3 protein-coding genes and 1 tRNA gene are annotated in these 3,741 nt (G+C 38.6%); all 4 read right to left on the reverse strand.

Features of this window, described 5'->3' with window-relative positions:
- Positions 1-117 precede the first annotated feature (117 nt).
- A complete protein-coding gene (locus KHB02_RS29430) occupies positions 118-1,656 on the reverse strand; it encodes a solute symporter family protein (RefSeq protein ID WP_213144456.1) in 1,539 nt (512 codons plus the stop codon).
- A complete protein-coding gene (locus tag KHB02_RS29435) occupies positions 1,656-1,982 on the reverse strand; it encodes a DUF485 domain-containing protein (RefSeq protein ID WP_213144457.1) in 327 nt (108 codons plus the stop codon). Before KHB02_RS29435 ends, KHB02_RS29430 begins: the two co-directional genes overlap by 1 nt.
- A 304-nt stretch (positions 1,983-2,286) precedes the next feature.
- Positions 2,287-2,359, reverse strand: a tRNA-Ala gene (locus KHB02_RS29440).
- Between the two features lie 80 nt (positions 2,360-2,439).
- On the reverse strand, positions 2,440-3,135 hold the full coding sequence (locus KHB02_RS29445) for an MgtC/SapB family protein (protein ID WP_213144458.1): 696 nt from the start codon (positions 3,133-3,135) through the stop codon (positions 2,440-2,442).
- Positions 3,136-3,741: the final 606 nt, after the last annotated feature.

Consider the following 3,741-nt stretch of genomic DNA (forward strand, 5'->3'; position numbering starts at 1 on the left):
TTGCTCTTACGAGTAATAATCCAACAAAAAGGCATCCGAATGGGCTCATTCGAATGCCTTTTGTCTACAATCTGAAACCCCATTAATAATTGGGGTTTTTTTTAACCTTTATATATTTTATCTACTTAAACCAATCCCTGTATTGGATTTAACGAGGACTTCCTCATATTTTTTAACATCAGCTTTTTGGCTGGAAAAGATGGTTCCAAGGTAACCAGCAAGGAAACCAAGCGGAATGGAAACTATCCCTGGTGTTGTGTAAGGGAATAATGGGTTCCCTACAAAAATAGCTTTACCTACTTCCGGGCTAAATACATTCGGACTGATCAGCACTAAGCCGATAGCTGAAATTAGACCGACAACCATCGCCCACATCGCGCCGGTTGTATTAAAGCGTTTCCAATAGATGGTGTAAAGAATGACCGGTAAATTCGCGCTAGCTGCAACAGCAAAGGCGAGCGAAACAAGGAAGGCGACATTCAGCGTCTGCGCGCCTAAGGCAAGAATAATGGATACGACAGAAACCCCGATGGCTGCGTAACGGGCCATCAATACCTGTTGCTTTTCGGTTGCTTTTCCTTTTTTCAAAATTTCATTGTAAAAGTCATGGGAAAAAGCTGAAGCTGCTGTCAGCACCAGCCCTGCAACAACAGCAAGAATAGTTGCAAACGCCACCGCAGAAATAAAGGCAAACAACATATTACCTCCAATTGCTTGAGCTAATAAAGGAGCTGCCATATTTCCGGCTGGGTTGGCAGCAATAATTTTTTCATTGCCGACAAATGCTGCAGCACCGAAACCAAGGAAAATGGTCATAACGTAAAATATTCCAATAACCCAAGTAGCATAAACAACAGACGAGCGTGCCGTCTTGGCATCCTTTACGGTAAAGAAGCGGACAAGAATGTGAGGAAGCCCTGCCGTTCCAAGAACAAGCCCCATATTTAGAGATAATGTATCCAGGCCGTCTTTGTACTTTACACCTGGATTTAGGAAGGATTCTTTTAAAGGAGTTGCCGTTTTCATTTGGGCAAACATATCGGTAAGGCTGAAATTAAACTTGGCAAAAACAATCATAGAAATAATGAAGGTGCCGCCCATTAACAGGATTGCTTTAATGATTTGCACCCAGCTTGTTGCATGCATTCCGCCAAAGATAACGTATACCGTCATTAACACCCCGACGATTAAGACAGAGGTTGTATACTCCAATCCTAATAATAATTTAATAAGTGCACCAGCACCGACAAGCTGAGCAATCATATAAAAAATAGAAATCGTCATTGTATTCATAGCGGCGAATCCGCGGATTTTTTTGGCATCAAAACGAGCCGCTATCATATCGGCAAAAGTGTATTTGCCAAGGTTTCTTAACGGTTCCGCTACCAAATAAAGAACGACAAGGTAAGCCACTAGAAACCCAATGCTATAGAAAAATCCATCAAAGCCGGTCAGGGCTACAGCACCGGCAATTCCTAGGAAAGATGCTGCAGACATATAGTCACCTGCGATGGCAAGTCCATTTTGCCAGCCGGTAAGGCCTCCGCCAGCCGTGTAAAATTCACTGGCATTCTTAGTTTTCTTAGAAGCGAAATAGGTGATGACCAGCGTTACGAGAACAATGGCAAGAAACATAAGGAATGCAGGGGTATTCATTAGCTATTCCCCCTTTCTTGAATGACCTGGGATGATAACTCATCAAACCTTGCAGCTTTCTTAGAATAAAGCATACATAAACCCCATGTCATAACAAACTGAAGGAAAGCAAATACCCATGCCCAAGTAATACTTCCGATAAATTTTGTATTAAGTATCGTTGAATAAGAGGTTAAGATTGGCAAGGCAAAATAAAAACAGAAAAAGAAGATAGTAAATGGAATTATAAATTTTTTCTTTTCGGAGAGTAATGTCTGAAACGAAGAAGACTGGACAATAGAACTGTAATCGTTTTCAGTTTGAGCGTTTATTTTTTTAGCTTCCAAAGAGAAGCTCCCCCTTTCGTATAAACCACTGGATTAAAGAATGTGGAATTAAGATAAAAAAAGATGATGACAGGTAATGATGCAGGGGCCAAAGGTGTTATAAAGCTTCTGATACAATCGGCTTGAGATTTCCCTCCTTTCGATTACAGATATTTCTAAAATTTGAAAATATTTTACGTTTTTTATTATAATTTTAAGAGAATCATAGTTGCAAGGGGAAATTCTCTTATTTTGGAAATTTTTTATCAACTTTGGAGAAATAAAAAAAACCTTTGCAGTTGCAAAGGTTTTTTCAGAATAATGATGGAGACTATCGGGATCGAACCGACGACCTCTTGCATGCCATGCAAGCGCTCTCCCAGCTGAGCTAAGCCCCCGATGGATTAGTACAAGGAAAATTATATCTGCATTACGAGCGTATTGCAAGAGGAAATTTAGAGAATTAAAAAGAATATTTTTAACTAATGCTTTCAATTTCCACCTTTTTAACACCTTCTACATCGGAAACAGCCGTATATACATCCGTTGTCTTTTCGCGGTAGTCAACAGCAACTAAAATTTGTACCAGGTGATCACCGTTATCTAGATCCTTAATCCGTATTCTGCGCAAAATATATTTTTTCTCAAGTAAATAAGATATAGCTTTATCAATCTGATCCCGGTCTCGAATAAATAATTGAAGCATGATTTCTTTTTCCCGTAATTGCTTTGGTCCGAAAATTTTCATAACGGCAGGGATAAATTCTACACTAATTATAAGAAGGGCAACGCCGACGAATGCTTCTAAATAAAATCCCGCTCCTACGGCAATCCCGATACCGGCAGCCCCCCAAATCATGGCTGCAGTAGTTAGCCCGGAAATGCTGTCATTGCCTCGTCTTAAAATGACACCTGCTCCAAGGAACCCAATTCCCGAGACGATTTGTGCCGCCAACCGCAATGGGTCCATGGTAATTCTAACTCCATTTGAATTAGGGAACATATAAGCCGATTCAATAGATACAATTGTCAGCAAGCAACTGACAACTGAAATGACGAGACTTGTTTTTAATCCTACTGGCTTTCTTTTTAATTCTCGCTCAAGGCCTATAATTAGACCGAATACAGCTGAAATTCCTAATTTCATCAGTATATCTAAATCCAAGCTGCTCATAAATTCACGTCCATTTTATATATTCGTTTTTGAAAACCCATTTGTTATTATATATACTCTGATTCTTGCATAAAGGACTGCAATATGGAAGAACAAAAGTGTACGCTTCATTAATTACATATACAATTATTGTTTGTTTTATGTATTTACAGTCTAGAATCTGTAATATGCTTCTAACATTTCATAAGGATGAAATTACAAGGATAAAATTCGTTTCTTGAGGTCGATAATATTTTTTAATGGATATATAGGTGGAGAACTTAAAATCATTTCAAAAAAGTTATAAATTATATTGCAAACATTTATTTATCATGGTATATTAATTCTCGTCCTCTTCGAGAGTGCCGAACAACTGAAAAAGAAATTTAAAAAAGTTGTTGACAACGAGAAGTTGACTGTGATAAATTAAGGGAGTCGCTTTTGAGAGCGAGGCTAGAAAATAGCGAGTGAACAAACACTCAACAGTATGATAGTTCTTTGAAAACTAAACAAACAAAAACGTCAACAAACAATAATATTCGTTTCATTCGAAACGAAGCCAACGTAACATTTTTGAGCTAATCAACTCAACTTTATTGGAGAGTTTGATCCTGGCTCAGGACGAAC

The organism is Neobacillus citreus (assembly GCF_018343545.2).
Lineage (GTDB): Bacteria > Bacillota > Bacilli > Bacillales > Cytobacillaceae > Neobacillus > Neobacillus citreus.

What these genes read in the sequence shown, in the direction of transcription:
- KHB02_RS29430 (WP_213144456.1), bottom strand. Translation starts at nt 1,656, where the DNA reads ATGAATACCCCTGCATTCCTTATGTTTCTTGCCATTGTTCTCGTAACG.
- KHB02_RS29445 (WP_213144458.1), bottom strand. Translation starts at nt 3,135, where the DNA reads ATGAGCAGCTTGGATTTAGATATACTGATGAAATTAGGAATTTCAGCT.